At 72.2% G+C, this 25,066-nt stretch carries 21 protein-coding genes; 12 read left to right on the forward strand and 9 right to left on the reverse strand.

Features of this window, described 5'->3' with window-relative positions:
- Window positions 1–208 precede the first annotated feature (208 nt).
- From AB0K14_RS26905 to AB0K14_RS26920, 4 genes are all read right to left on the reverse strand, one after another.
- A complete protein-coding gene (locus AB0K14_RS26905) occupies window positions 209–988 on the reverse strand; it encodes a glucose 1-dehydrogenase (protein WP_360460250.1) in 780 nt (259 codons plus the stop codon).
- A gap of 73 nt (window positions 989–1,061) precedes the next feature.
- Window positions 1,062–1,916: a helix-turn-helix domain-containing protein gene (locus AB0K14_RS26910; protein WP_360460248.1), complete on the reverse strand. Its 855-nt coding sequence runs from the start codon at window positions 1,914–1,916 to the stop codon at window positions 1,062–1,064.
- A 21-nt stretch (window positions 1,917–1,937) separates the two neighbouring features.
- On the reverse strand, window positions 1,938–2,399 hold the full coding sequence (locus tag AB0K14_RS26915; RefSeq protein WP_360460246.1) for an SRPBCC family protein: 462 nt from the start codon (window positions 2,397–2,399) through the stop codon (window positions 1,938–1,940).
- 755 nt (window positions 2,400–3,154) lie between these two features.
- Window positions 3,155–3,640: an NUDIX hydrolase gene (locus AB0K14_RS26920; protein ID WP_360460245.1), complete on the reverse strand. Its 486-nt coding sequence runs from the start codon at window positions 3,638–3,640 to the stop codon at window positions 3,155–3,157.
- Between the two features lie 135 nt (window positions 3,641–3,775).
- Between AB0K14_RS26920 and AB0K14_RS26925 the strand changes: the two genes are divergently transcribed.
- The 3 genes from AB0K14_RS26925 to AB0K14_RS26935 all read left to right on the forward strand — a co-directional run bounded on the left by AB0K14_RS26925 (window position 3,776) and on the right by AB0K14_RS26935 (window position 6,578).
- Complete coding sequence (locus AB0K14_RS26925) at window positions 3,776–4,543, forward strand: SDR family oxidoreductase (RefSeq protein ID WP_360460243.1); 768 nt, start codon at window positions 3,776–3,778, stop codon at window positions 4,541–4,543.
- A gap of 50 nt (window positions 4,544–4,593) precedes the next feature.
- Window positions 4,594–5,562 carry an RNA polymerase sigma-70 factor gene (locus tag AB0K14_RS26930; RefSeq protein WP_360460241.1) on the forward strand — a complete coding sequence of 323 codons (969 nt, stop codon included), beginning with the start codon at window positions 4,594–4,596 and terminating at the stop codon, window positions 5,560–5,562.
- Window positions 5,563–5,633: 71 nt separating this feature from the next.
- Window positions 5,634–6,578: an RNA polymerase sigma-70 factor gene (locus AB0K14_RS26935; RefSeq protein WP_360460239.1), complete on the forward strand. Its 945-nt coding sequence runs from the start codon at window positions 5,634–5,636 to the stop codon at window positions 6,576–6,578.
- 180 nt (window positions 6,579–6,758) lie between these two features.
- Here AB0K14_RS26935 and AB0K14_RS26940 read toward each other — a convergent pair whose 3' ends face one another.
- A complete protein-coding gene (locus tag AB0K14_RS26940) occupies window positions 6,759–7,481 on the reverse strand; it encodes a 5-formyltetrahydrofolate cyclo-ligase (protein WP_360460237.1) in 723 nt (240 codons plus the stop codon).
- Between the two features lie 10 nt (window positions 7,482–7,491).
- Window positions 7,492–8,652, reverse strand: coding sequence for a helix-turn-helix transcriptional regulator (locus tag AB0K14_RS26945; RefSeq protein WP_360460235.1), 1,161 nt, complete (start codon window positions 8,650–8,652; stop codon window positions 7,492–7,494).
- Window positions 8,653–8,992: 340 nt separating this feature from the next.
- Between AB0K14_RS26945 and AB0K14_RS26950 the strand changes: the two genes are divergently transcribed.
- The 7 genes from AB0K14_RS26950 to AB0K14_RS26980 all read left to right on the forward strand — a co-directional run bounded on the left by AB0K14_RS26950 (window position 8,993) and on the right by AB0K14_RS26980 (window position 19,839).
- The gene (locus tag AB0K14_RS26950) at window positions 8,993–9,373 is read left to right on the forward strand and encodes a hypothetical protein (RefSeq protein WP_364339048.1); all 381 of its coding nucleotides are present in this window, start codon (window positions 8,993–8,995) and stop codon (window positions 9,371–9,373) included.
- Window positions 9,294–9,833, forward strand: a complete 540-nt coding sequence (locus AB0K14_RS26955; RefSeq protein ID WP_364339051.1) for a bifunctional DNA primase/polymerase — start codon at window positions 9,294–9,296, stop codon at window positions 9,831–9,833. Before AB0K14_RS26950 ends, AB0K14_RS26955 begins: the two co-directional genes overlap by 80 nt.
- Entirely contained in the window at window positions 9,830–10,159 is a 330-nt protein-coding gene (locus tag AB0K14_RS26960; protein ID WP_360460231.1) for a hypothetical protein, read from the forward strand. Before AB0K14_RS26955 ends, AB0K14_RS26960 begins: the two co-directional genes overlap by 4 nt.
- 231 nt (window positions 10,160–10,390) lie before the next feature.
- Window positions 10,391–12,364 (forward strand): CHAT domain-containing protein, encoded by a 1,974-nt coding sequence (locus AB0K14_RS26965; RefSeq protein ID WP_360460229.1) that lies wholly within the window; start codon window positions 10,391–10,393, stop codon window positions 12,362–12,364.
- Window positions 12,361–17,526, forward strand: a complete 5,166-nt coding sequence (locus AB0K14_RS26970; RefSeq protein WP_360460227.1) for an AAA family ATPase — start codon at window positions 12,361–12,363, stop codon at window positions 17,524–17,526. Before AB0K14_RS26965 ends, AB0K14_RS26970 begins: the two co-directional genes overlap by 4 nt.
- A complete protein-coding gene (locus tag AB0K14_RS26975; RefSeq protein WP_360460225.1) occupies window positions 17,523–18,878 on the forward strand; it encodes a hypothetical protein in 1,356 nt (451 codons plus the stop codon). Before AB0K14_RS26970 ends, AB0K14_RS26975 begins: the two co-directional genes overlap by 4 nt.
- The gene (locus AB0K14_RS26980; RefSeq protein WP_360460223.1) at window positions 18,862–19,839 is read left to right on the forward strand and encodes a serine protease; all 978 of its coding nucleotides are present in this window, start codon (window positions 18,862–18,864) and stop codon (window positions 19,837–19,839) included. Before AB0K14_RS26975 ends, AB0K14_RS26980 begins: the two co-directional genes overlap by 17 nt.
- A gap of 88 nt (window positions 19,840–19,927) precedes the next feature.
- On the opposite strand, the gene AB0K14_RS26985 is transcribed toward AB0K14_RS26980, so the two are convergent.
- The 3 genes from AB0K14_RS26985 to AB0K14_RS26995 form a co-directional block, all read right to left on the reverse strand.
- Window positions 19,928–21,088, reverse strand: coding sequence for a hypothetical protein (locus tag AB0K14_RS26985; RefSeq protein ID WP_360460221.1), 1,161 nt, complete (start codon window positions 21,086–21,088; stop codon window positions 19,928–19,930).
- Window positions 21,089–21,187: 99 nt separating this feature from the next.
- Window positions 21,188–21,949, reverse strand: coding sequence for an SGNH/GDSL hydrolase family protein (locus tag AB0K14_RS26990; RefSeq protein WP_360460219.1), 762 nt, complete (start codon window positions 21,947–21,949; stop codon window positions 21,188–21,190).
- A 58-nt stretch (window positions 21,950–22,007) separates the two neighbouring features.
- The gene (locus tag AB0K14_RS26995) at window positions 22,008–23,228 is read right to left on the reverse strand and encodes a glycoside hydrolase family 3 N-terminal domain-containing protein (RefSeq protein ID WP_360460217.1); all 1,221 of its coding nucleotides are present in this window, start codon (window positions 23,226–23,228) and stop codon (window positions 22,008–22,010) included.
- Window positions 23,229–23,888: 660 nt separating this feature from the next.
- Here AB0K14_RS26995 and AB0K14_RS27000 point away from each other — a divergent pair.
- Together AB0K14_RS27000 and AB0K14_RS27005 are read left to right on the forward strand one after the other, a co-directional pair.
- Window positions 23,889–24,464, forward strand: a complete 576-nt coding sequence (locus AB0K14_RS27000; RefSeq protein ID WP_360460215.1) for a TetR/AcrR family transcriptional regulator — start codon at window positions 23,889–23,891, stop codon at window positions 24,462–24,464.
- A gap of 79 nt (window positions 24,465–24,543) precedes the next feature.
- Entirely contained in the window at window positions 24,544–24,993 is a 450-nt protein-coding gene (locus AB0K14_RS27005) for a hypothetical protein (protein WP_360460213.1), read from the forward strand.
- The last annotated feature ends 73 nt before the right edge of the window (window positions 24,994–25,066 follow it).

Here is a 25,066-nt window from a genome sequence, read left to right on the forward strand (position 1 = left end):
CGTGTGGATCACCCGAAAGGCTAACGGAGGGCCCGATCAGCTCCCCGGCAGCACACCCGGCCGGATCGGCTCGACACCGACGACGTGGTGGACGCGGGTGGGCTCGACCGGCACCATCGCCCGCCGGTCACTCATCGGGGATCCGGAACTCGTAGCGGTCGGTCCCGCGACCACCGCCGCCGATCGTCGCGCGGTCGGGACGACCCCGTCACCCGACGCCCGCGGCCGCGACGAGGCCGCCGTCGACCACCAGGTCCTGCCCGTTGACGTAGGACGCCTCGGCGGAGGCGAGGAAGGCGACCGCGCCCGCGACGTCGTCGGCGGTGCCGAAGCGACCGGCGGGCACCGCGGCGACGACGGCGGCCCGCGCCTCGGCGGGCACGTTGTCGTGGAACATCGGTGTCTCGATGTAGCCGGGGCTGACCGAGTTGACCCGGATGCCCCTGGTCGCCAGCTCGGCGGCGAGGGTGCGCGCCAGGTTGTGCACGGCCGCCTTGGTCGCCGCGTACAGGGAGCCGCCGGGCAGGCCGCGGTGCAGCGTCCACGACGCGTTGATCACGACCGCCGCGTGGTCGGACAGCAGCGGCAGGGTCTTCTGGACGGTGAAGAACACGCCTTTGAAGTTGATGTCCACCACCCGGTCGAACTCGGCCTCGGTGACCTCGCCGTTCGGCTGGAACGACGCGACGCCCGCGTTGGCGAACACCACGTCCAGCCTGCCGTGCCGGTCGCGGATCGCGTCCACCACCGCGTCGAGGTCGGCGGGGTCCGCCACGTCGCCGCGCACCGCGAGGACGCGGTCGCCGCCGTCCAGGTCCTCGGCGGCGGCGTCCAGCCGGGTCTTGTCACGCCCGGTGATGACGACGTGGGCGCCCTCGGCGAGCAGCCTGCGCGCGGTGGCCAGTCCCATGCCGCTGGTGCCGCCGGTGACGAGGGCGATCCGGCCGTCGAACCTGCTGTGTGCGATCGGGGAAGTGCTGTGCTCCATGGGACCCAGCGTGCCGACCGGCGCGTGCCGCGACCAGGGCGCGGTCAACCTGGGAGTGGCACCACCACCCTGGTCAGGCCGGTGCGGCGAGCCGGACGGGCAGCAACGCCGCCACCCGTTCCCCGGTCCCGGTGCCGGGCCGCGGGTTGTACAGCTCCACGTGCCAGTCCGGGTGGTCGGTGACGGTCAGCGTCGTCATGTCGAACACCAGCTCACCGGCTTCCGGGTGGCGCACCGCCTTCACCGCCTGGCCGGGCACGGCCACCTCGTGGCGCGCCCACAGCTCGGCGAACTCGGGGCTCACGGCGCCGAGGCGGTCGACCACGCGGGCGAACCCCGGGTCGTCGGGGCGGTGCGCGATCGCGGCGCGGAAGGCGGCGACCACGACCGACGCGACCGACTCCCAGTGCACGTGCGCGTTCCGGTACCGGGCGTTGGTGAAGAACGAGACCAGGCAGTTGTGGTCGGTGTCGTCGTAGCCGAACACCGCGCGCGTCGCGTCGTTGACCGCGAGCAGGTTCCAGTACCGGTCGCGGAGGATCGCGGGCCGCGGGTTCCACGCGTCCAGCAGCTGCCGCAGCTCCGGGGTGACCGCGCCACCGTCCACACCGGCCGGTCGGGGCGGGTTGAGACCGGCCAGCAGGTACAGGTGCGTGCGCTCGGGTTCGGTCAGCCGCAACGCCCGGCCGATCGCGTCCAGCACCTCGGTGGAGACGTTGATGTCACGGCCCTGTTCGAGCCAGGTGTACCAGGACACGCCGACCCCGGCCAGCGCGGCGACCTCCTCGCGCCGCAGACCGGGCGTCCGCCGCCTGCCGGTCGCCACCACGCCGACGTCGTCGGGCGTGAGGCGGGCCCGGCAGGCGCGCAGGAAGTCGCGGAGCTGCTCGCGACGCCGTCGTGCCAACTCGGGGGATTCGCTGGTCATGCCCCACGGTAACAACGGCCGTCAGGCCGCGAAGTGGGCCTTCACGCTGGCGATCTCCTGCGCGAAGAGGGCTTCGAGGTCGGCCGCGAAACCGTCCGGTGCGCCGGGGACGACGCGGAACTCGCGCTGCCAGTCGAGGAAGCTGCGGCCGGGTTCGTCCGTCACCGGCCGGACTCGGTAGGTGGCCACGTAGTCGACGATGAACAGCACCTGTGCCACCGAGCGGTAGGTCAGCGAGCGGTCGGTCTCCGAGCGCCCCACCACTTCCTCCCGCGCCAAGTCGTGGTTCGGCAGGAGGGTGAACTCGAACGAGGAGGGGACCTTCTTGACCGAACCGCCGTTGGTCCAGTGCGCGTTGTCGACGCCGTCGCCGAACACGATGTCCAGCAGCACCATCATGTCCCGCACCTGCGCCCACACCTCGTCGGGGTCGGCGTCGAGGACGGCGGAGTGGTAGACCGAGTACTTCGGTAACAGGGCCATGGCGCATGGTTCCACCCGATCACCGCCGACGACAATCCGGCGAGCGTGTCATCAGGGGCCGTCGGGCGAGGCGACGTCCACAGTGTTGCGCACGGCGCAGGACAGGATGACCCGCGAACACAGAAACTACGGCCTGTGTGACCGGTTGTAGCGACTGCATACCCTTGTCGCCTGGTCGACGAGGCACGCCATAGAGGGCGGCCAGCGGCAACAGGTGCCCGGGCAATGCTCGTCCCTGCTGTCTGCCTGAAGATTTCGGGTCAACCCACTTCACGTGAATCGTACGACTGGATACATTCCCGGGAGTGCGGCACTACGTGAAGTGGGCCGACTGAAAGAAGATCCACAGGATTGACGCGCCTTCGCGGGCTTACCGGCGTCACGTGAGCCGGGCAAGCCGGCTCACCTCGTCGTGAGGTGATCACATGGAGGTGCGCATTGGAAGGAAACGATCATGCGGAGGATGACGATCCCGAGCATGGCGAGGAACGCCAGCCTGGCCAAAGGTACCGCTCTGACCAGGCCGTCGTCCTTCTCGGTGCCCTGGTTCAGGTCGTCGCGTTGATCGGTGGGATCAGCGACCTGATCAGGTGACCTGTTGGGTGGTGTACCGGAAGGTGCGCCACCCAACCTCACGGCAGGGTGTCTCACGGAGAACGTCCCGCCGTGAGACACTATCAACCTACAACCTCTGGTTGGATAGAGTTTGGTTGCTGTCGATCATCAAAACAGGTCTGTACATTCTCGCCTGATGGTCAGCTGACGGCGTAGCCCGACTCGCAGAGAACCAGTCGGCCCGTCACGACGGCGTTGAGGGCGGCGTCGATCCGGCGGGCCAGGGTTGGTTTCACCAGATCACGGACGTCGGCCACGGTGTAGAGGCCGACCGAGCGGATTTCCGGATCCGTGAGTTCGATCGCGTTCACGTCGTCCTCGGTGATCACCCCACCGTCGAAGACGAACGCCAAGCCCTCGGGCATCGGGTCGTCGGTGGGGATGTAGTCGATCACCAGGAGCGGTCCGAGAGGGCGGTCGATGCCGATTTCCTCCGCGACCTCCCGAACGGCGGTTCGCCAGGGTGCTTCCCCGGCGTCCACGGACCCTCCGGGGATCTCCCATGTCTTCTTGTACGTGGTCTCCACCAGGAGAACGCGGCCCGCCTGGTCTCGGAAGAGGACGCCTGCGGCCGTGCGCTTGCGGTTCAGTGAGGCCGCGTACTCGTCGAACGGCAGAAGGTCCACGGCGATCGAGGCTACCGCCGTTGAACGCGGCCCCCGCCGCCGTGGTGGCGTGTCACAAATGACCATGGCTGTCTCGTCTAGGGGGTCGACGGGGGTCCGGGAACGACCCGCGACCCCGGGTGAGGAGACTCGATCATGGGTGAGCACGACACGCGGCGGACGGTCGCGCTGGTCACCGGGGCGAACAAGGGGATCGGCCGGGCGGTGGCCGAGCAGTTGGCCGCGCTGGGTACGACGGTCCTGGTCGGTGCCAGGGACCTGCGGCGCGGTGAGGAGGTCGCGGCGGCGCTGCGCGCGTCCGGTGGGGACGCGCACGCGGTCACCCTGGACGTCACCGACGTCACCACCGCACGGGCGGTCGCGCGGCAGGTCGAGGAGCGCTTCGGCCGCCTCGACGTGCTGGTGAACAACGCGGGCATCACCGGCTCGGGGCAGGTCTCGCCCCAGGACGCGGTCGACCAGGTGCCCAGCTCGGTGGACCCGGAGATGGTGCGTGCGGTGTTCGAGACCAACGTCTTCGGGGTGATCGCGGTGACCAACGCGGTGCTCCCGCTGCTGCGGCGGTCACCGGTGCCCCGCATCGTCAACGTCAGCAGCCACGCCGCGTCGCTGACGTTGACCGGCGACCCGCACGGCCCGTTCGCGAGCCTGCTGCCGTCGGCCGCGTACACGCCCTCCAAGGCCGCGCTGAACTCGCTGACCGTGCAGTACGCCAACGAACTGCGCGAGGACGGCATCCTGGTCAACGCCGTCGCGCCCGGCTTCGTCGACACCGACAGCAACAACCACACCGGCCACCTCACCCCCGCGCAGGGCGCCGAGGTCGTGGTGCGCCTGGCGACGCTCGGCGCGGACGGGCCGACCGGCGGGTTCTTCGGCGCCGACGGCCCGGTGCCGTGGTGACGGCGGTCCGCACGGCGGGCAGCATGGGTGGCGACGGGGGAGGGGCCGGCGTGACGCGCACCGAGGAGTTCGAAGAGCTGCGGCCGCTGTTGTTCTCGATCGCCTACCGGATCCTCGGCAGCGTGGGTGAGGCCGAGGACGCGGTCCAGGAGACCTGGCTGCGGTATGCGGCCTCCCCGACCCGGCCCACGTCGACCAAGTCGTACCTCTCGGCCGTGGTGACCCGCATCGCGATCGACGTGCTGCGCTCGGCCCGCGTCCGGCGGGAGTCCTACGTCGGGCCGTGGTTCCCCGAGCCGTTGCTCACCGACCCGTACCAGGACCCGGAGCGCTCGGCGGAGCTGGCCGACTCGCTGTCGATGGCGGCCCTGGTGCTGCTGGAGCGGCTCACACCGCTGGAGCGCGCGGTCTTCGTGCTGCGGGAGGTGTTCGGGTTCGCCTTCCCCGAGGTCGCCTCGGCCGTGGGGCGCTCGGAGGCGGCGTGCCGTCAGCTCGCGGTGCGGGCGCGCCGGCACGTGGACGCGGGCCGGCCCCGGTTCGCGGCCGACCGGCGGGAGCGCGCGGAACTCGCCGAGCGGTTCTTCGGCGCCTTCCGGGAGGGGGACCTCGACGGGCTGCGGGAGATCCTCGCCGCCGACGTGCAGCTGGTCGGTGACGGCGGCGGCAAGGCACCCCAGTGGGCCACCCGCTTCGTCGGCGCCGAGAACGTGGCCCGGGTGCTGGCCGCGCTCGTGCCGCCGTTCGTGCGGATCGGCGGCGTGGTGGAGCAGCGCCCGGTGAACGGCGAGCCGGGCGCGGTGTTCCGCGACCGCGACGGCAAGGTCGTCAACACGTGGGCGCTGGAGGTCCTCGACGGGCGGGTCCGGACGATCCGCACGGTGATCAACCCCGACAAGCTCCGGCACGTGGGTCCGGTGGCGGACGCCTGGGCGGTCCTCCACGAGACGAACCAGGCCCGCCGCTCCACGGGTGACCTGCCTCACGCCGTTGTCACAGCGGTCGAACGGCCGGTGTCCTGAGGCCGACGCCTTCGAGGTCGCCGTCGGACGGCGACCGACGATCGGACGGCGACCAACGAGAGGAGCGAGCCGTGGACGCACGCTCGACGGCCGCCGGTGACCGGGACCGGCCGGCAGGCACGAAGGCCCCGGTCGCCGATCCGGCGACGGACGCCTTCGTCGCCCACCGCAACCTGCTCTTCACCGTCGCCTACGAGATGCTCGGATCGGCGGCCGACGCCGAGGACGTGCTCCAGGAGACCTGGCTGCGGTGGGTCGAGGTCGACCTGGCGCGGGTGCGCGACCATCGCGCCTACCTGGTCCGGATCACCACGAGGCAGTCGCTCAACCGGTTGCGCACGATGCGCAGGCGCAAGGAGTCCTACGTCGGCCCGTGGCTGCCCGAGCCGCTGCTCACCACACCGGACGTGGCCGAGGACGTCGAGCTGGCCGAGAGCGTGTCGATGGCGCTGATGCTCGTGCTCGAAACGCTGGCGCCGACCGAGCGCGCGGTGTTCGTGCTGCGCGAGGTCTTCCAGGTCGGCTACGACGAGATCGCCGCCGCCGTCGACAAGACCCCCGCCGCCGTGCGCCAGATCGCGCACCGGGCCCGACGGCACGTCGATGCCCGCCGTCCGCGCGAGGTGGTTCCGCCGAGCCAGGTCCGCACGGTCCTGGAGTCGCTGCGGCGCGCGCTCGAATCGAGGGATCCGCAGACGCTCCTCGACGTGCTGGCTCCCGACATCGTCCTGGTCGGCGACGGCGGCGGGGTCAAGCGGGCGGCGCTGCGGCCGGTCACCGGCGCGGAGAAGGTGGTCCGGATGTTCCTCGGTGGGCTCGGCAAGGTCCACGGCACGCTCACCGGCGAGCCGACCGTGGTCAACGGCAACCCGGCGCTCGTCGTGCGCCTGGACGGCGAGCTCGACGGCGTCCTGGCGATCCGGGTCGAGGACGCGCGCGTCAGCGGCCTCTACTACGTCCGCAACCCTGAGAAGCTGACCCGCGTCGCCTCCCAGACCACGCTTACCCTGCGCTGAACCCCGTACTCGACGGCAGGTCCCTGACGAAGAGGGCGGGCCTTCCGTGACTTCCTCTCAAACCCTGACGAACCCCTGTTGCGGCTGGTAGAGAGATTGCGGGGTCGTAGCCCGGCGGCCAACGACGTGGATGCCTTGGGGCTTGCGGCCGGCCCAAGAGTCGGCCGCGGCTGATCTCTGTCAGCTGAACGATCGCCGTCGCGATGCCAACACCGGGATAGCCGCGATCTTCTCGGCGGATAGCTCATCCCACAGCAGGCCCCGCGGTCGCCGTGGCTCCGGGCAGCGGATCGTCGTCTCTGGTGTCACGACCACATCGACGCTGAAGTCGTGTGCAGTCTCGGGCAGCTCGTCGTCCACGACCTGGAGCGCGTGCACTGTCGTCACGATCGTGGTGTCAGGCCCGATGAGACCAGCTTCCTGAAGCAGGGCCACCTCGATGTCCGAGTACCCGGCGCCCTTGCCGAGGCGGACTCCGCGCCGGTTCACCGCCACGCTGCCGCAGACGATCAGGTCCACGGGACTCATGGCATCAACATCCACGTGATGACCGACCTGGGCAGCGGTATGCCGCACAGCCGCTTCCTCCGGCGTGATGTCCAGCTTCGTTGGATCGAGCACGATGAACGGCCGTTCTCCGGCGAGCTTGGGAACCGCCATGTAGACGAGCTTGCCTTCTCGCAGCGCGCGGGCTCGGACGGGCTGCTGAGCGGTATCCGGCACCGCCTTGACCACCCGCGCGTTCTTCCACTCGGGCAGGTCTGCCAGGCGATCTGCGGCCTCCTCGGCACCGTGGAAGGAGGGGATGCGGCCGTGGACACCAGGCGGAACGGCATGTTCCCGTTCCAGCAGTGCCCACACATGTTCGCGGGCAGCCTGCTTCGCCTGATCGACGTCCGCCACGTCGGCCCTCCTACTTCGTCGCCATCAGCGTCATCACCCGGTCGTGGACATCTTGCACCTCGGGCTCCCGACGCCACGGCTGCATCTCGCGGCAGGCGTCGAACAGGATGTTGAGTCCGCCACCGCCCCAGGTCAGCTCGATCACGTCCATTGCCTCGTGCAGCGTCCCGGCGGCCTGGTCCACCTGGCCCTGGCGCAGACGGGCCAAGCTGAGGTTGCCGAGCACGATGGCCGCGGACTTCGAGCGCTCGCGGAGTTCGGCAGCCGTGGCGCCGAGGATGCTTTCGGCCCTCTCTGCCTGGCCGAGGAAGAGGTAGCACGAGCCGGCCAGTCGCCCGCGTTGGGTCGGGGAGAACAGGTCGAGCGCGACGTCGTCGGCGTCGACCTGCTCAAAGTGACGATCAGCCTCTCCGAGCATCCGCTCGCAGTCGGTCAGCTGTCCCATCATGGCGTGGGCCTCGGCGGCGTGGAGCGTGGCGAGGCCGCTGAGCACCCGGCTCGTCTCCGCGGTGGTTTCGGCTGCCCTCAGGGTCAGCGCCAAGCCAGTGGAGGGATCGGTCTCGCCGTAGAGCGCCACGTAGCTCTTGCGCAACCAGGCCAAGCCTTCGGCCGCAGGGTCGCGCACCCGTTTGGCTGCTGTGACAGCCTGGTCGAAGTAGCGGTGAGCGGTGCGGTGGTCACGACGCTGCGAGGCGTCCCAGACGAGCTGCCCCATCAAGATCGCGCCTTCGGCCTCGACCGCGCTCAACTCTCGGCGAACACGGTGTGCCTTGGCGTGTGCGGAGAGGAAGGTGATCTGCCCCAGCGCCTGGCCTGTCTCCGCGAGGAGCGAGGTCGAGGGAGCCCGGTCGTACCGTTCATCGAGTTCGTGAACATGCTGCCGCAGCTGTGCCACAGTCAAGAGATCCACAGAGCCGGGCTGCTCCAAGGAGTGGGCGAGGCGATCACCTGGCTCGCCATGCCCACCAGCCGCAAGTATCTGATCAAGTCTGTCGAGTGACATTCGCAGCAGGCGGGCCAGCTTCGGGCGCTGGTAAGGAAGAGGCTCTCTTTCACCGGCTTCCCACCGCACCACCGTAGAACGGTCGACGTGCATGGCCTCGGCGAACGACTCCTGGGTGAACCCGGCCGCTTTCCGTGCCCGTGCAAGACCGATTCGCCGTACCGCCATCGGATGACCTCCCTAGCATTGTCTTGCCGGTGATCCGGTTGGTGTTTCGCCTGGTCAAGGGTACCCCTGCGCCACTGTGGCCCCACCTGGGCGTGGGTTTGTCCCTGTTGATCGGCTCGGCGGGATTCCATTCTTGCTCTCGGCCCCAGTGCCAGGCGATGCACCTGGAAGGGCACACCGGCGGATTGTCCCGACGAACACTACCTGCCGGTATGTCGCGCGCTGATCCCTGGCGCTGGGTGCCACACCTGCGAAGACCCCACCGCAAGAGAGCGACCCAGTAATGACGTCCGCACGAATCCAGCCGTCCATATAAGACGAGGACCAGGGCCGGACCACCATGCCGCACACCATCCGCTTGCGCACCGGCGTCTTCACCAAGGCCGCCCGTCTCGCGGGATTCCGCTCGGACTATGTCCTCGCCAAGGCGATGGACGTCAACCGCTCCACAATCGCGCGGGTGCTGGGCGGCGAGTTGCAGCCTGGCCCGGCGTTCATCGGCGGGGCGCTGGTCGCCCTCGCCCCGATGCAGTTCGACGACCTGTTCGAGGTCGTTCCTGCTTCCACTCCGACAGAAGATCGCTCAACAGAAAGGCCAGGCAGTGCCGACCAGCACGCCGGACACCGAACCGTCCACGACCTTGCAAGCCGCACTGAGCTACGCCGAACTGGGCTGGCCCGTCCTGCCGGGAGCCGTCTGGAAGGACCGACACTTCGCTAGCCCAGTAGACGAACAACGTGTCAGCAGTCCCTGCCTCCGGCCGATCGAAGAAGCAACCACCAACGCCGAGCTGGTGCGCGAGTGGTGGTCGGCTTCGGGACTGCACGAGCCGAACGTCTTCACCGTGACTGGTTCGGAGCTGGGAGCTTTCGCCGTGGCCGAGTCGCTGGTCATGGAGCTTGCGGACAACCCGTGGTTCGCCGCGTTCCCGACGCCGGTGCCGGCGTTCCCGAACATTCCGATCGCCTACTTCCTGGTCCGGCCGCCGATGCCGTCGGTGCTCATGAGCCACGAGGCGCGAGTGGTGGAGGCCGGGATGCCCCTGCCGTTGCCGCCGAGCGCTCTGGAGACCACCCCGGTGATCTGGCTGGTGACACCCGAACAAGCGGGGAGCCGCCTGATGTCAGGTGACGCGCTGGCCGACCTGATCCAGAGCTTCGAGAAGAGGAAGAGCGCATGACCGGGCTGGCCGATGTCGGGCTGAGCGCCGAGAACCTGGAGGTGGTGCTCACCTACGTGCTCCAGGAGGTGGCACGCGAGGAGGCACCGCGGCTGTTCGCGCTCGTGGAGGAGTACGGCTGCGGGGAAGACGTCCGCGTCGCGGGCTACGGCTTGGCCTACGCCGAGCGTGCTGATGTCAATTCCGTGGAAGGTGACTTCCCACTGCACGCCCAGAGCGCGGAGAGCGCCCGGACGCTGTTCGAGATCAGCTCTCAGTCGGCAGGGGTGCAGCGGGTCCATGTGGTGTGGCTCGATGAAGCCGCAGAGACCGCCCGGCAGCGCTGAGGACCGACTACCCGGCAGGCACAGTCGGACGCGAACCCGGCATGACTTCGGTGGGATGCGCGTCGTGATCGAAGACGCGTTCCGTGCACGATCCACTACGTCCTGCTCTCGACGGCGGTACGGATTAGCACTAACGGGTGACAATTCGTAACCCCACATGGCGGGCAGGCGACTTCAGGGATAAGCGGCCGGCGGGGAGGTGCCGTGTCCGAATCGAGTGGGTGAACCCATGTGGACGCGTTGATCGAAGTCACGCGGAGCGGCCAGGGGGCCGACTACCGGGTCGACCTCTACGTCGGTGACGACGGGGTGTGGCCGCCCGAGCCGACGGCCTCCGACACCGTCGCGGCCGACCTCGGGGTCGGGGCGCTGCCCGCGGCGTTGGCCGGGGCCGAGGTCCCGGAGGCGGTCGTCGGGTTCCTGCACCAGAACCCGGAGTCGCAGACCTTCGCCCAGGTCGGTCTGCACCTCGGCGGGCTGCTGCTGCCGCCGACCGTGCGGGAGCACTGGTCGCGTGCCGGGGTGAAGCGGACGTTCCTGAGCGTGGAACCCGGATTGCGCCGCCTGCCGTGGGAAGCGGCCAGGGCCGCGCACGCCCTGTTCCTCGACTCCGACCACCCGTTCACCAGGGTGCACGAGCGCGCGGTGCGCGACGACCCGGTCGCCGACTCGCTGCCGATCCGGGTGCTGGTCGTGCGGGGTGACGACGATGACGACATCGGCGCCCGCGACGAGATCCGGGAGATCAAGAGGGTGGTCGGCGGCGCACCGGGGCGGATCGAGGTGGAGTTCCTGTCCCGGCCGGCCGAGTCGGACCTCAAAGCGGCCTACAAGCGGGTCAGGCCGCACGTGCTCCACTTCATCGGGCACGGCACGCGCAAGGCGAGCACCAAGGAACCGGCGCTGCGGATCGTCCCGCCCGGCCGTGAGGCCTGGTTGCTCACCGCGACCTACATCGCGGACCTGCTCAGCCGTCCCGCGCCGCGCCTGGCCATCCTCAACGCCTGCCGCTCCGGTGAGACCGCGGACGCGGTCGCGCTGACCGACGTGTTCCTGCAGAGCGGCGCCGCCGCGGTCGTCGGCATGCAGAGCGACATCCGCGGCACGGCGGCGGCCCTGTTCGGCGGCTCGCTGTACCGGAGCCTGCTGGACAACGAGCCGGTCGACCGCGCGGTCGCGACGGCCCGCGAGGCCGTGTACACGGCCGGCGTGAACGACGGCGCCAGGGACTGGATCCTGCCGAGCCTGACGTTGCGGGTGCGTCCCGACGACGTGCTCCCGGACCTGTCCGCGACCGGTGCGCGGGCGGCCCGCATCGAGCAGCAGTTCGAGAAGGAGGTCGGCGCGTTCGTCAACCGGGTGCACGAACGCCACACGCTCCTCGAGGGCGTCGACCCGGGCGCGGGCGAGCCGCTGGAACCGCTGCTGCTCGTGGTCGGCGACTCGCAGGTGGGCAAGACGCGGCTGCTGAACTGGCTGCGGCGGCGGTGCGCGGTGCGCGGCCGGCGGGTGAAGTACGTCAGCTTCGACCGCCCCAACCCGCTGGACGTGCAGGGTCCGGGCGACCGCCCGACCCGGTTCGACTTCCTGGAGGTGCTGTACGCCATCCGGGACGTGGCGGAGGACCTGCCGAACCCGCCGGAGGGCGTGGCCGGCGCGTTCGACCGGTTCAACCACGACGTCGTGCACCTGGCCGAGGGCAGGCTCCCGCCGGACCCGCCCGTGCCGACACCGGAACCGACGAGGTGGCCGCGGCTGACCGGCGGCACGTCGCACCACGTCGCGGCGACGTTCGAGTCGTTCCGGGCGTGCCTGGGCCGCGCGGCGCAACCCGAGCCGCTGCTGCTGATCTTCGACCACGTCGGGAACGTGCTGGACTCGGCGTTCCGGCAACAGCTCTACGACCACCTCATCCGCCACGTCGCGGACGGCGAGCTGCCCAACCTGAGCCTCGTGGTCGTGATGACGAACGAGCAGACCGCCACGCACTGGCCCGAACGCGGCGGCGGCAAGCGCGTCGACCTGCACTGCATCGAGGCCGAGGAGTTCCCCGCGCTGGCCGAGGACGTGGTGCTGGCGGTGGGCCGCGCGATCGGGCAGCGGCACGTGCAGCTGATCAAGGCCATCGGCGAGGGCGTCGCCACCGGCCTGTGGAGCCCGGCCGTCCTCGGCGACCTGGAGAACCTCGTGAGGCGGATGCGATGACCCACCTCGACGCCGAGCTGTTGCGCCGGCTCGCCAAGGGCGACTCGCTGGAGGACGTCCTCGCCGCCCTGCAACCCGCGCCGCAGGCCGACGTGCTGCGGCGGTGCGCCACCGTCCGCGCGTTCGACCGGGAGCTGTACGAGAAGGCGCTCGTCGCGGACGTCGAGGGCGCGCCGTCGTTCGACGAGGTCGTCACCGCGCCGGAGGTCGAGCCGATCCCGGGCGCGGCGGGCGGGTACCGGCTGCGGCCCGGCGCGAAGTCCCGCTACTGGAACGGCTGGTGGCCCGACGGGTCCGACCCGCGTGTCGTGCCCGACGACCTGCGTGCGGTGACCACCCGCCTGGCGCGGCACTACCGCGCCGCGCACAAGCACGTGGACCTGCTCGAACAGCTGGTGCTGATCGACCACCGCGCCGCCGCCGAGCTGTTCGTCCGGCTGTACGCGAAGGCCGACCACCGGCACGACCTGGCGCTGTGCCAGGAACTGCTCGACGTGCTCAGCGCCGAGGACCGGGCGCGGCTGATCGGGCCCGAGCTGATCGCGCTGCGCCACGACCGGGCCGCCTACCTGCGCACGAGGGGCCTGTGGTCCACCGAGTACCTCCAGTCCGCCACGTTCCTGGAAACGGCCGGGACGAAGGCGACCTACCAGCGGCTGATCCGGGGCGACGGGCCGCGGATCGTGGTGCTGCACGGTCCTTCGGGGCGCGGCAAGACCACGGAGCTGCGCTGGCTGGTGTCACGGGTGCTGGTGCCGGGCCGCGTCCCGTGCGCCCTGGGCGACTTCGACGTGCTCGACCCGGTCAACGTCGCGCGCTACCCGTGGCTGCTGCTGGTGGAGGCGGCGGCGCAGCTGGACCAGCAGCTGGCCGCCGCACCGTTCACCGAGTTCCTGGAGCGGTACGGGTGGACCGGCCTGCTGTCGCGCCGCGAGGTCGTCGACCCGAGCCGGGTGGCCGCCGCGAGCAGGCGCCTGGGCGACCGGCACGACCGGCTGGGGACGAGCGTGACGCGCGACTTCGTGCGGACCCTCGACGAGGCGACCGCGGGCGGCCCCGCCGTGATGGTGCTCGACGCGCTGGACAAGGTGCACGCGAACCGGCCGCGGGAGGAGCTGGACGGTCTGCTGCGGCAGCTGCTCCGACTGCACCACGACTGCGCGGCGGTGCGGTTCGTGCTGGCGGGGCGCTACCCGGTCGGGGTCGGGGTCGGACCGGCCGTGGTGGAACGGCGCCTGACCCCGTTCACGCGCGACGACGCCCTCCGCTACCTGGGTGCCCTGCGCCGCATCACGCGGTCCGACCTGCGACAGGCGATCGCGGACAAGGCGGGCGGCGAGCCGGTGGTGCTGGCCCGCCTGGCCGACCTCGTGCAGCAGCGGCCCGACATCACCCCGGCCGAGATCAAGGAGCACCAGGCCGACCTGACCGCGCTCGTCCTCCAGGTGCTGCGGCCGATCGCCGACCCGGGGCTGCGCTGGCTGCTGCGGTACGGGATGGTGCCGCGGACGCTGAGCGCCGACTTCGTCCACGCCGTGCTCGAACCGCACCTGCGCGCGGCCGCGTCCGGTGACGTCGACCTGGACGACCCGGGCGAGGACATGCTGCCCGGCGCCGCGTCCGAGCCCTTGTTCCCGACCTGCGCGGACATCGACGTCGACGCGCTGTGGGCGCGGCTGAAGGGGTTCGCGGGCACCACGTCGTGGGTCGTGCCGGTGGCGGGCGAACCGGACTCGCTGCGGTTCGGCGGCACGGTGGTCGAGCCGATGCGCCGGCTGGTCCGCCGCCACCGCGTGCACGACCTGCTGCACGCGGACGCGGTGGTCTTCTTCGAGCGCAAGGCGGACGCCGACCCCGACCGGTGGGACCGGTGGACGCGGGAGGCGGTCTACCACCGGTTCCGGCTGGTGGGGCCCGCGGCGGTGGACTACTGGCGCGCCGCCCTGGACGAGGTCGAGCTCGGCGAGGCGCACCGGCGCGCGGCGTTGGCCGAGGAGGTGCTGGGGCCCGACTACGTCGACGCCGATGGCGAACCGCGCCGGTGGCGGGGGCACACGCCGATCGTCACCCGGGAAACGGTGGTGGAGGCGCGTTACGAGCTGGCCGCGGCGCTCACGCAGATGGCCAGGGTGGGTGGCGTCGAGGCGGCGGACCAGCTGTGGAGCCGGGCCGAGGAGAACTTCGCCGCCGTCGTGCAGGACCGGGGCGGTCCCGGTGCGGAGGTCGTGCCCGACTGGCGGCTCGCGTACGTGCGCGCCGCGCTCGCGGTGAAGTCCGGCGACACGTCGACCGCCGAGCAGGAGCTGAAGTGGGCGTTGCCGCAGGCCGCCGGCACCAAGGACGAGGTCCGGCTGCGCATCCTGCTCGGCGACGTGCTGCTGCTCGTGGGCGACCGGCAGGCACCCGACGAGTACCGCCGTGCGGCGGAGGCGGCCGTGCGCGTCGGCGCGCGCCGGTGGGAGCCGCCGATCCGGCTGCGGATCGTGCGGGCGTACCGGCACTTCGGTCGCCTGAGCGAAGCGGTGCGCGAGTTGACCGCCGCCCGGCGCGGTGCGCCGCTGAACCCCCAGGAGCAGCGCCGGTCCGGTCTGCTCGCGGTCGAGCTGGGTCTGGGCGTGCACCGGCTGGCGTGGGCGGCGCAGCACGCACGACGGGTGGCCGCGCACGACGGCGACTGGGAGGGGCAGGCCGCCGGGGCGAGGGTCGCGCTGGCCGCGCGCGAACCGCTGCTCGCGCTCGACCTGGCGCACCGCGCCGAGCGCGCCGCCCGGGACACGACCGACCCGACCGCCGCGCCCGGGACCGCGCTGACGCGTGAGCTGACCGGGCTCGCCGAGGGCATGGTCGCGCACTACGGCAAAGCCCTGCACGCGCTGGAGACCGCGCGGTCCCGGTGGCACCGCGAGGGCGACCGCTCGGCCGTCGCACGCTGCCACGCGCACTCCGCGCTGCTGCTCATGCGCGAGATCGGCAACCTCACCCTGGCCGAGCACCACCTGGCCGCGGCCGCCGACCTGACCACCCCGGGCAGCGACGCGTGGTGCCGCGTCGAGCTGGCCCGCGTGGAGCTGCTCGGCCTGGCCGCACGGCCGCACGAGGCGTGGGACGCGGTCTCCGCCGTGATCGGCGAACTGCACGGGCGGTCACGTCCACCGCACCCGGTGGCGCGGGCCGCGGTGGAAGGGCTCGCGATCGGCCTGCCGGACGTGTCCCGGTGGTTGCCGGGTGAGCTGGTGGCCCGGCTGCGTGAGATCACCCCGGCGTCCGCGCGGGTCGTGGTGCTGGCCGAACTCGGCCGGGTGCCCGATCCGCACGACGACGCCGCACGCGACGCCTGGCGGCAGGTCCTGCCGCTGGTGGACACGACGGCGGAACGGATGCGCGCGGCGGACCGGGCACTGCTGGACCTGACGCTCGCGGAGGTCGACCGGCTGACCGGCGACCCGGTGGCGGCGCGGCGCAAGCTGGCCGCGGCGCACCCCGGCGGCACGTTCCTCCTGCGGGAGTGGGCGCGGGCGGCGGACCGGCTGGGCGTCGGACACCGCCTCGCGCGCGACGACGTCGAAGCGTTCCTGTCCCGGTTCGCGGCGCACCCGATGCTGTGCGCGGCCTTCCTGGTGGAACGCGCGGAAGCGTTCATCGGGCTGGACGACCTGACCGAGGCGGACGCGTCGCTGCGCCGGGCGGCCCCGCTGCTCGACGCCGCGGGGGAGCGCGAGACCCAGTGGCACGCCCGGCTGCACTACGCCGGCAGCGTGGTCGCCGAGCGGTCGAGCCGGGAGCCGGAACCGGAGCTGGTCCGCGCCGGCGCGGCCTTCGCGGCGCTGGGCGACACCCGGCGCGCGTCGGTCGCCGCCCGGTTCACCAGGGGCCGGATCAGCACGACGTTGAAGCGGTCGCGCGGGCGCATCCGGCTGACGGCCGCGGGCCGTGACCTGGTCGTGCAGACCTCCATCCCACCCGGCGGGGAGACCACCACCCACCACGACGGCGCCCTGGCCGACGCACGGCCCGGACCCCTCGCCGAACGGCTGCGGGCCGACTGGGCGGCGACGTGCGCCTGGCTCGGGTCGCTGGTGCTGCCCGCCGACGCGCTCCGGGCGCTGGACTCGCCGCACGCGGGCGCGTTCGACCTCCGGTGCGACGTGGAGGACCGCGGGCTCGGTGCGGTGCCGTGGGAGCTGGCGCTGCGACCGGACGTGCGGCGACCGGTCGTGCTCGACCCGGCGGTCGCCACGTTCTACCGGGCCGTCTCGCGGGAGGCCGCGTACCGCGACGAGATCAGGTTCGCCCAGGTGGGCCTCAACCGGGTGCTCGGCGCGGACCTGGCGGCCGACGGCGACCTCGGCCCGCACACGCGGGACGCGGTGCTGCGGTACCGGCAGGTGCGTGGGCTCACCCGGGACGCCGACCTCGACGTCGACCTGCTGGACCGGTTGCAGCGCGACCTCGCCGAACCGGCCACGCCGTTGGTGGTCCTGGCCCAGCCGAGCGGGTCGTTGCAGATCAACTCGACCCGGGGCCACCTCGGCTCGGGGGTCGACCTGGCGCGGATGTACCGCCGGCACGGCTTCGACGTGGAGCCGGTCGACAACCCGACGCTGGACCGGCTCGCCGGCGCGGTCGCCCGTGCGGTCCACGGTGGACGGCCGCCGGCGGTGGTGCACCTGGCGGGCGGCCTGCGCGAGTCCGGCGGAGGCGTCGCGCTCACCTTCCTGGCCGGCGGCTGGGCGAAGGAGGCCTTCAGCGCCACCCCCACCGCCGAGGAGATCCCGGTGACGGCGCTCAACCGGGTGCTCGCGGCCGTGCCCCGCGACCTGTTCCGGCCGCTCGTGGTCCTCGACGTGAACCGCCCGTGGGGCTCCGAGGACGCCATCTCCTACCTGCTGCTGCGCAACGCGTTCGCGGGCGACCTGTTCGCCCTGGGCCGCTGCGCCGGCGTGCTCGGCACGGGCCTGGCCGGCGACGACGGGTACGAGCTGTGCGACTCCATGATCGGGTCGATCGCGGCCGGCCGCACGCTCGGCGAGGTGGCCGGCGGCCTGCGCTCGCCCGCGCACCGTGCGACCGGACCGGACCGGGTGCTGCCGTCCGCCGGTGTCGCGCTGCACACGCACCTGCCGTGGCTGCGGCTCGTGCCCGGACCGGGAGGACGACCATGACCACCGTCGACCGCAAGGTCGCCGAGCTGCGGCACAAGCTCGCGGGCATCGACGCGGACTTCGCCCGCTGGCGCGACGAGACCGGACCGGGCCGGACCCTGCGCAAGCACCGCACGCAGGTCGTCCGGCTCACCGACCGGCTCGGCGGGGTGGTCGAGCGGATCGGCGCGGAGCTGGACGCCGTCGCGACCGACGGCGACGACGTGCTGCGGGAGTGCCGCCGGCTCCAGCTGCGGATGCTCGAAGTGCACCGGCTGTGGGACTTCTACCGCTCGAAGCTGAACCTGCGGTACGTGGACTGGTACCGGCCGTTCCTCACCGCCGTGGACGAGTTCGCCTGGCTCTGCTACGCGCCCGCGGCGGCCGGCAGCGACCGGGAAGCGCCGCTGGTGCACCTGAGCGGCGAGTTCAGCCCGTTCACGCACCTGCGGGAGACGCCGTTCGCGGTCGAGGACGTCCCGGACGCCCTGGACACCACCGACTTCCTCGGCGTCGTCACGAGACTGCCGATCCCGATCATCGGCCTGCCCTGGTACCAGCTCGTGCACCTGCCCGACGCGACGGTGATCGCGCACGAGGTCGGCCACGCCGTGGAGCGCGACTTCGAGCTGCTCGGGACGGTGCGCGCGCTGACCCGGCCGGTGTTCACCACCATGCCGGAGGCCAGGCGGGACGCCTGGGACACGTGGCTGCCCGAGGTCTTCGCCGACCTGTACGCGGTGCTCGCGGCCGGACCGGCGTTCGTGTCGGCGCTGGCCGACCTGCTCGTCGTGGAACCGGCGCGGATGGCGGCGGAGGTCGCCGCCGGGGCACCGGTGCTGGTCCACCCGCCTGCTCCGGTCCGGCTCGCGCTGACCGCGACGGCCCTGGCGGCGACGGGGTTCACCGCGGCGGCGGACGAGGTGCGGCGATCGTGGCCGACGGCCTGCGGGCCGTACGAGGCCGACATCGCACCCATGACGACCGCGCTGCTCGACGGCCGGTACCCCGGCCTGGGCGACCGCCCGCTGCGCGCGGTGATCTCGTTCACCGCCGCCCAGCAGGCGAACGCCGTCACCGCCGCCGACGGGCTGGTGGACCACCAGCGGCCGGAGACCAGCGACGTCCGGTCCCTGGTCGCGGCCGCGCGCCTGGCGTTCGACCGGCAACCGGCCCTGTTCGCCCCGCCGCCGCCCGGCGAGGTCAACGCCCAGGACCTGATCCTCGACAAGGTCGCGAAGGCCGTCGGGGACGGCTCACGCGCCGGCGAGGACGAACGGGCGCCCGCGGTGGACGACCGGGCCGCCGGCGCGGAGCTCTACGACCTGATGGACAAGATGATTTCGGAGGCCCACGATGACCACCACGACTGACCGACCGCAGGACCCCATGGCCGCCGTGGAGGACCTCGCCCGGATGATCGCGGGCGAGGACGAACAGCGGTTCGTGCTGGTGTACCACGCCTTCGCCAACCAGGTGGACGGCTTCCTCACCGGCGACGGCGCCGAGAGCTACCGGCTGGCCCGCTCGCTGCTGCGCCGCGGCGTGTCGCCCCTGACGAGGTCGGCGGTCGGCGCGGGCGCGCAGGCCCCGACCGACAGCATCTACACCGACCCGGTGTACCTGGCCAACATGCGCGCCGTGGTCGCCGACCGCGCCCGCATCATCGGCGGCGTGCCGACGTCGGACTTCCCGGACTGCGTCGCGGTCGGCAGCGCCAACGGGTGGTGCTGCTCGGGCACGCTCGTCTCGCCGAACGTCGTCGTCACCGCCGGGCACTGCGTGGAAGGCGGCTGCGCGGCGCGCGTGTTCACCGGCAAGGACGTGAACTTCCCCCAGGACGGCGAGGTGATCGGCGTGCGGACCGCGCTCGCGCACCCCGACTACCTCCCGCCCCGGCCGACCGGCGACATCGCGGTCCTGGTGCTGGAACGCCCGACCTCGCTGCCGCCGCGGCCGCTCGCCACCCGGGACCAGCTCGCGGACGCCGCGTTCGTGCGGCTCGCGGGCTACGGCAACACCGACGTGCACGGCACGACCGGCTACGGGCGCAGGCGCATGGTCGACGTGCCGATCGCGAGCGACGACCCGCGGTACGGCGCGGACGCGGACACCGAGTTCGTGGCCGGGGCGCCGTTCCTCGACCGGGACAGCTGCAACGGCGACAGCGGCGGGCCCGCGTACGTGTCGTCGGACGACCAGTGGTTCCTGGCCGGTGCGACGTCCCGGGCCACCGCCTCCTCGCTGCGCCCCTGCGGCGACGGCGGGATCTACACCCGGGTCGCGTCCTACGAGGAGTGGCTGTGGTCCGTGCCCGGAGCCATGCGACCCTGACCGTCACCGAGCCATGCGCCCCTGACCGTCACGGGGAGCAGCCGGGCGGCCCTTGCCGGGAGCCGGGCGACCCCGACCCGCGCCGACGTCAGTAGGCGGCGGCGCGCACGGCGAACACCGAACGGCTGCCCGCGTACTCGGTCAGCGACCAGAGCTGCCCCTTGGCGGGCCAGTACGAGAAGTCCTCCGGCCCGATCGGCAGCACGTCGTGGTGCATCACGACGGACCCGCCCGGCTTGAACGTGGCCAGGTCTCCGGCGTTGCCGCTGCCGTCGCTGGTGGACAGGTAGAACTTGCCGCCGACCGCGGTGGCGCCCTGCATGCTCTGCACGGACACCTCGTAGGCCTCGCTCGCGCGGGCGTAGCCGTCCGACGACGTGGTGAGCATCCGGGTGGTGTAGTCGATGGGGAAGCGGAACAACCGGCTGCCCGCGCCGGGGTTGGCGTACTCGCCCACGACGACGCTGTCCGGGGTGCTGGTGCGGTCCAGCGACGCGAACGAGAACCGGATGGGCGCGTGCCCGTTGGTGGTCGACTGGTTGTAGGCGAACACCTGCGGCAGCACGTACTTGTAGCCGTAGGCCTGGTAGCTGCCGTCGGACTGGCGGCCGATCGCCGAGCCGTTCGTCGTGCTGGTCTGCCACAGGTGCCGCAGGTCGAAGACCCGGAAGCCGCTGCTCGTGGCGGCCACGTACAGCAGGTGGCCGTACCAGAACATGCCACCCGCGTGCAGGTTGACCGGCCGGAACGACGCGTGGCCCGCGGTCGTGGTGTACGGCTCGACCAGCAGCACGTGGCGGTAGGTGGGCGCGGACGGGGTGGCGTAGTCGACGAACGAGACCCGGATGCCCCGGTCGATGCCGTCGGTGCCGTTGTCGTACCAGCTGACCAGGATCGCGGTCGAACCCTCGTAGGTCGCCTCGCCGTAGGCGTCCGCGGTGGTCGTGATCCCCTGCGGCATCCAGTACGTGACGTCGTCGTCCCCGCTGTTCCAGCAGAACGCGGCGAGCCGGTTGGCCGCGGCCGGCGAGCAGGCGGTGGCGGCCCGGTTGCCGTCGCCGACGACGGTCGGCACGCTCACGTTCGGCAGCGCCGCGTCCAGGTCGTCGATCAGACCGGAGTAGGCGGTGGCCTTGAGGCGGAAGTTCGACGCCGGCAACGTCGTCGCCGCCTGTGCGGGCAGCGCGGGGGCCACGGCCGCGACGAGCGCCGCGGCGATCCCGACGAGCACCATCCGGTACTTCTTCACCAGACCACCGCCATTGTTGGTCGACTACTGACGAACCGCCATCATGGCGGCACTCGTCGGCCGGGGCAACGGTCGGTGTCCGGTCAACTACCGCCCGGATCAGACGCGCGGCTTGGCGTCCACCGGGATCCAGTCGGGGTGCTTGCCGGTCGCGTCGTCACCGGACGAGATGCCGCGCAGGCGGCGGTTCACCCAGGGCAGCACGTGTTCGCGGTAGTAGCGGGCCTCGCTCAGCACGCTGCGGCGTGCGGCGGGGGTCGGGTCGACCGCGTGCGCCTCGGTGGTGTGGCCCAGCGCGTTGAGGACCAGGGACGCGACCCGCTGGTGGCCTGCGGCGTTGAGGTGCAGCCGGTCCGGTGACCAGTACTCGGCCCGGCGGACCTCCACGTCGTTGAACGCGTCGACGAACAGGATGTCGTGCCGCGCGGCCAGCTCGGCGATCGCCGCCGTCAGCACCTCGCCCCGGCGGTGGATCGTGCGGCCGAACGGCAGCCGCTGCGCCGGGTTCGCCCCGCTGAGCAGCACCAACCGCACCCCGGCCGCCACGCACCGGTGAACCGCCCGTTCGGTCAGCTCGACCAGCCGCGCCAGGTCGACACCGGGGCGCATCATGTCGTTGCCGCCGCCGTTGAGCGTCACCAGGGTGGGCGCGGGCGTGAGGGCCAGCGCCGTGTCGAGCTGGCTGGTCGCGATCGGTTCGAGCAGCCGGCCGCGGACCGCGAGGTTGGCGTAGTGCACCGTCTCGCCGAGCCCGACGGCCAGTCCCGCCGCCACCAGGTCGGCCCACCCCCTGGGCGAGCCGTCGGGGAGCTCGTCGCCCACCCCTTCGGTGAAGCTGTCGCCGATGGCCACGTATCGCACTGCCGATGCCTCCCCCAGCCGGAACCTCGGCCCAGCATATGAGGCGACCCGACGTGACTCAGCACACCCGCTTCGCGGCCAGCACGCGGTGGGCCGCCTCGTCGACGCGGGCCGCCGGCAGGGCACCCGAGGCCACCGCGCCTTCGAGGTGGTCGAGCACCTCGCGCACCCGGCCGCCCGAGGACCACAGCGCGATGTCGGCGCCCGCGGCCAAGGCCTGCGTGACCGCGTCGGGCAGGCCGACCCGGTCGGTCACCGCGCGCATCGCGCCCAGGTCGTCGGTCATCGCCGGACCGGTGAAGCCGAACTCGCCGCGCAGCAGCGCGTAGGCCGCCGGGCTCAGGGTCGCGGGCACGCCGCCGGTCAGGCCGGGCACGTCGATGTGCCCCAGCATCACCACGACGTCGCCGAAGCGGGGCAGGTGCCGGTACGGGACCAGGTCGGCGCCCCGCAGCGCGTCGAGCGGGGGAGAGGTCACCGCGCCGAGGTGGGAGTCGCCGGTGGTGTTGCCGTGCCCCGGGAAGTGCTTGACCACCGGCGTGACGCCCGCCTTGTGCAGCCCTTCGGCGAACGCGAGCGCGTAGCCGAGGGCGGTGGCCGGGTCGGCGCTGAACGACCGGTCACCGATGACCGTGCGGTCGGGCTGGCCGCTGGTGTCGAGCACGGGGGCCAGGTCGGTGGTGACGCCGCGGTCGCGCAGCGCGAGCCCCCGCTTCTCGGCCACGGCGCGGACCTCGTCCGGCGACATGGCGGCCGCCATCTGGCGGGCGCTGGGCAGCGAGCCTGCGAGCGCTTCGAGCCGCTGGACCCGTCCGCCTTCGTCGTCCACGGCGACGGTCAGCGGCAACGCGGCCGCGGCGTGCACGGGCGCCAGCGCCCCGGCGCTGAGCAGGCCGACGTCGTCGCCGCCGATGAAGATGCCGCCCACCTGCTCACCCTGGACCGCGGTGAGGGCGTCGGCGGGTCCGCGCGGGTCGACGCCCACCACCAGCAGCTGGGCGAGCCTGGCCCGCAGCGGCAGGGCGGCGACGTCGTCCGCGCACGGGTCCGCGGCCGGCACCGGTGCGGGTGGCTCGGTCGAGGTGGACGAGGGCGGTGCCGACGAGGACTGGGCGGACGAGGCCTGCGCCGACGAGGACCGCAGCGCCGCGGGTTGGGTCGACCGGTCTCCGCCCGACACCGACGTCACCACGGCGAACGACGCGGCGACGAGGGCGCCGAGCGCCACGAAGAGCAGCAGCGTCGACGTCCCGGCTCTCCGGCGACCGGTGCGCTTCACTTCCGCCCGGTTCCGTAGTCCGACACGTGCGCCAGGTGCACTGTGCTCACTCCCACGTCTTCACCCGATCGGCGACGAGTCGCCGTGAGCGGCGGCCACCGCCATCGTGCGGGTGTTCCCCGGCGACCGCAACCGCGGCACAACCGGGATCACATTCACATTTCGCGTCCAGGGGCATCGAGGACAGGATATCCGTTCCACGGAACGTGCGTGGACGACCACGTTTTGCGCAGTGCGATGGTCGATCACATTTCCATGATTTTCGTGCTTTCACCGGTCAGGGCGCCACCGCCGATGTTTCCGGTGCGCGGTGTCCGGTTCGGCGGCGGCCGCGGCGGCGTCGTGCCCGGTCAGGGCGGTGCGCGGGTGAAGTGCCACGCCGGCTCGTCCTCTCGGATGCACGGCGGGTCGGTCGCGTGTGGCCGGTCACCGTTTCTCGTGGTCGATGGACGTGGCGCCGTCCGAGATCGTGCCGGGGGTCCGCCGGTGCCGCGCCGCCGGTGTGGATCGCTTTCGCGTGCGATGAGCCGAGCGTTTTTCCGATTCCGCAGGACGAGAAGGGGTCGTGCCACTTCTCGGGCATGGTCGGCAGACTTTCGACGCTGAAGTACGTCGCCGCGCGGGGCGGTCGGACGTGGCCCGGGCACTACTGTTCGGATCATGGCGAGAGGACGGGTCACCCGCGAGGACTGGACGATGGCGGCGTTGCGGGCGCTGGCCCGCGGCGGTGTGGCGGCCGTGTCCGTGGACGGGCTCGCGGGTGAGCTCGACATCACCCGTGGCAGCTTCTACTGGCACTTCAAGGACCGCGAGGCGTTGCTCGTGGCCGCGGTGGAGTTCTGGGAACAGCGCGCCACCGCCGACCTCATCACCCGGCTCACCGCCATCGAAGACCCGGTGGACAAGCTGGGCGAGGGGTTCCGGGCGGCGCTCGCCACGGAGGTCGTCGCCGGCTTGGAACCCGCGCTCGTCGCACACGCCGACCACCCCGCGATCGCCCCCGTGCTGACCCGCGTGATCGAACGGCGCATCGCCTACCTCGCCGAGGTCTACGCCGAACTGGGCCTCACCCCGGCGGTGGCACGGCGGCAGGCGGTCGTCGCCTACGCCGCCTTCCTCGGTTGGGCGGACCTGCGGCGGGTGGCCGCCGGCGTGGTGCCCGAGGTCGCGGCGGACGGCCCGCGCGGGCGTGCGGCGTTGAAGCATCTCATCGAGCAGATGACCGTTGTGCGGTAGGCCACCCGGCGTTGACATACACATGTGTATGGATCGAACATACGCATGTGTATGGTCAACTGGGAGGGCGGTCGGAGCCATGTCGCGTCGAGCGTTGACGGCGTTCCGGATCGGCGCGTGGGCGTGGGTGGTCACCGGTGTGGGACACCTGGCGATCTCGGCCGCGCTGACGCTGCGGCCGGAGGAACCCGCGGCGGCCCGTGCCGTCGCGGCCATGCAGGAGTACCACACCGAGATCGCGGGCGTCCGGCGCAGCCTGCACGACCTCGACCAGGGCATGTCGCTGGTCATGGCCGCGGCGCTGATCTTCGGCGGGGCGGTGTGCCTGCTCGTGGCGCGGTCCGCACCCGACCTGGTCACCCGGTCGCGGTCGCTCAGCGGCCTGTGCCTGGCCGCGTCGCTGGTCGTGCTCGGCCTGTCGTCGTTGCTCCTGCCCGCACCGCCCATCGCCCTCTTCGCGGTTGCCGGGGTCGCGTTCGGGTGGGCGCTCGGGACCGCTCGCACGGCCCCGGCCGCGCTGCCCGCGTGAGCGGAGACCCGTACGCCCCCCGCGGCACCGGTTCCACTATTCGCCACCTCCGCCGAAGTCGAGCCGTTTCGGC

Origin of the sequence: Actinosynnema sp. NPDC050801 (genome assembly GCF_040673975.1) — a bacterium.
Taxonomy (GTDB): Bacteria; Actinomycetota; Actinomycetes; order Mycobacteriales; family Pseudonocardiaceae; genus Actinosynnema.